Here is a 2,973-nt window from a genome sequence, read left to right as displayed (position 1 = left end):
AGTCCGTTGCTGTCGCGCTCACTTCCGTACCATCCGCTAATGGCGCATCAGGCGTCACACTCCATTCACCATTTTCATCGGCTTCAGTGATCTGATCAGGGATACCGTCACCATCAACATCGACCTTGACTGTACTACCCGCTTCAGCTGTCCCCGTGATTTCTTCACCATCCGTTGCATCAATCACTGGCGCATCTGGTGCAACGGTGTCAGTGCTTCCATCATCGGAACTACCACTACTTGCAATTGCAACAGCACCACCACCTAGCAATAAAGCACCTAATAATATTGGCCACCATGGTACTTCTGATGATTCCCCATAATAGCCTAAGCTCTGAAATGAACTTTCACCTTCATCTAAATTCCATGCTAGTAATTCTGCTTCTGCTGTTTGAGGAACATATTGATGAAAGAGGCCTGATTCGGCAAGACCTATCAAAGGTGATGCTGTTTCTAGCGTATAGTAGCCAACAAGAATAAATACAGGTGCTTCGTTTGTTGCATCACCAAATCGAAGCTCTAAATTATCACCATTTCTTGTAATGAGTGTTTGTTGTGGCGCAATCTGGCTTTCCATATCACGTAGTTCATAATTAACACCTGGTTGTGCTTGAATAGTAACAGGAACATTAGTTGATACATCGGTCGCTAAAAGGCCTTCCGAACTTTGCGTTAAAACTTGAATTTTATCTGACATGAGTCTGTCCTTAATAAGTCTTTAATTAAAATTGAGTCGTTTATTTATTGTGCGCTAGTACTTTCACTAGTCGCTTTAGCATCATCCGTTATGCTTTGAGTTATGCTGTCAGTCACTTCCACAACTTCGACATCGCCCCACAATTCAACACTTACTCTTCTGTCTGGTTGTAAACATTCAATAAGTTTCTTTCTGCTCAGTTGGCTTGAACATTGACCTTTTGTGATTGGATCTGCACTACCAAAGCCAATCGCTTTTATATCTTCTTTAATACCATTCGCTTTTAAGAAACTAGCCACGGTATTTGCGCGTTGTTCTGATAGGGTTTGATTGTAAGCTTTAGCACCGATTCTATCGGTGTGACCAACAACAACAATATTAGTAATGTCTAGATCAGAGGTTTTAATTTTTTCTAAAAGTACGTTTAGCTTATCTTTCGCAACGAGGTCGACCAAGGTTGCACCATTAAACTGGAATAATGCATCGGCAGATAATTCGATTTCTTCTAATATCACCGGTGGAGGGGGAATAATTTCAGGGGTACAGTCATCAATGCGACGGCTTACTAAAAAGGATTGATAATCAGCGTCATCTAAAATGTCTAAGGCATCATTTTCAGTTATGCGCTCAGCACTTAACACACCATCTTTTGCTACATTAACACGCATATATAAGGCGTCACCTGCACTAACATTGACTTTAACATTCTGGCTATTGGTATCTTTTTTTTGTAAGTAGATGTTGCCATCACTGCGTTGAAACGCAAAAGTGTGTTCACCGGTACATATTGTGGCAGGAATATAGATTTCTTTTTTCAACGCTCCTATTAATCGTTCATCTTTACTAACGAGAATTACTTTCTTTTCGGTTGATTCGTCATCCTCTAAGAAAAAGACCGCTTGGGCTTCGTGATGAGTCAAATGTTCTTGCCCAGATGCTTTATCAAATTTTTTATCTGGGCCAACCAATTCCCCGGTTGAACAAGCGGTTAAAAAAATTAAAGCAGTAAGAACAGATAACATGCTCTTCTTAAATTGATTTTTACCTTTAGGTTCCATCTAAAATACTCCTAATATAAATACATATAAATACATATAAATACATATAAATAGCTATTATTACCCGTTATATTTTTTAGTAAGATTTATATCATACTTTTACCACAATAAGAAATTAAAATACCCATTAATGGGCGCTTGAATGATTGTATCTTTTGATTGAGTGGTTACAGCACCTAAAAAGGTTTCCTATCTATTTTAAAAAAACTAAAAAACAATAGAAAAGTAATAATAGAAATAAATTTAAAGGCATTTAAAATCAATAATATAAGAAAAACCTGTATTTAAATATTAAAAGTAAAATAATTTAATTAATAGTACTAATACTCTATAAATAATTTCCAACTAAAAAAAGTAACAACAAAATCAAATAAAAGTATATTTAATTCAGCAACCTTAAATATCAAAAAACACTCACTTATGGATATTTTTGGTTCAAAAAACATACGCGAATAGCTGGGTTGTTTTGATCTTTTGTGTTTGATAATCAACCAGCATTTTGATGATCATTGAATTAAATACCCACTTAGCGATCAGACCTTTCACCAAGAATGATTTAAAAGAACAACAAGGTAGCATATGAGTAACTTCGTGGAATTTTTGTTATGTCGATGATTTTTTATGTAAATTTGCCCTCAAGAGGGAGAATAACTAATTGCAAATGAAACAAAAAAAGAACAGAAATTCTAAGATAACCATAGTCATTGTATTCCATCAATCAATTCATCGTGATTTCAAGAACTTGTATATCGGCTTAGTTTAACTATATTGGTCTAAGGATTACCTAATGCCCTTAGTTACACCCGTTTTATTAATACAATGTCTGAATTTTTTAATTCCAGAAGCCTTGAAGTCAGCCACAATATTCTTATTCAAAGACATGAAGTATTAAAAGAATCAGCTAGGTGAGGTAAAGGTACAAATGGTTGGTTCTTTGGTTTTAAGCTTCATTTATTGATTATTCATAATGGTGAAGTCCTAGCAATGAGGATCACTGTAGCTAATGAAAATGACGGAACACCTATGATTAATTTATGTAAAACTCTAACTGAAAAATTATATGCAGACAAAGAATATATTGGAAAAGCTTTAACAAAGGAGTTAAAGGATTCGGGTATTGATATACTAATACCATTTCCGATAAATATGTGATCTAATTAAGGTTCTTACAAAGGAGCTAGTATGAGCCACAATTTTACTGAATTAATTAATGCGACA

General features: G+C 35.2%; 2 protein-coding genes and 1 pseudogene. 1 reads left to right on the top strand and 2 read right to left on the bottom strand.

Annotated features, from left to right (window positions below):
* Together V6256_RS15040 and V6256_RS15035 are read right to left on the bottom strand one after the other, a co-directional pair.
* Positions 1 to 697 (bottom strand): Ig-like domain-containing protein (locus V6256_RS15040; RefSeq protein WP_341599085.1); only part of this gene is annotated, 697 nt, incomplete at its 3' end.
* 44 nt (positions 698 to 741) lie between these two features.
* Positions 742 to 1,755 carry an OmpA family protein gene (locus V6256_RS15035; protein ID WP_341599084.1) on the bottom strand — a complete coding sequence of 338 codons (1,014 nt, stop codon included), beginning with the start codon at positions 1,753 to 1,755 and terminating at the stop codon, positions 742 to 744.
* A 921-nt stretch (positions 1,756 to 2,676) separates the two neighbouring features.
* Between V6256_RS15035 and V6256_RS16475 the strand changes: the two are divergent.
* Positions 2,677 to 2,907, top strand: a pseudogene (locus V6256_RS16475) (transposase); the annotation flags it as partial.
* Positions 2,908 to 2,973: the final 66 nt, after the last annotated feature.

The organism is Psychromonas aquatilis (genome assembly GCF_038155185.1).
GTDB lineage: Bacteria > Pseudomonadota > Gammaproteobacteria > Enterobacterales > Psychromonadaceae > Psychromonas > Psychromonas aquatilis.
The sequence above is the reverse complement of the archived record's forward strand: the minus strand, read 5'-3'. Positions and strand labels throughout refer to the sequence as shown.

What these genes read in the sequence shown, in the direction of transcription:
- V6256_RS15035 (WP_341599084.1), bottom strand. Translation starts at nt 1,755, where the DNA reads ATGGAACCTAAAGGTAAAAATCAATTTAAGAAGAGCATGTTATCTGTT.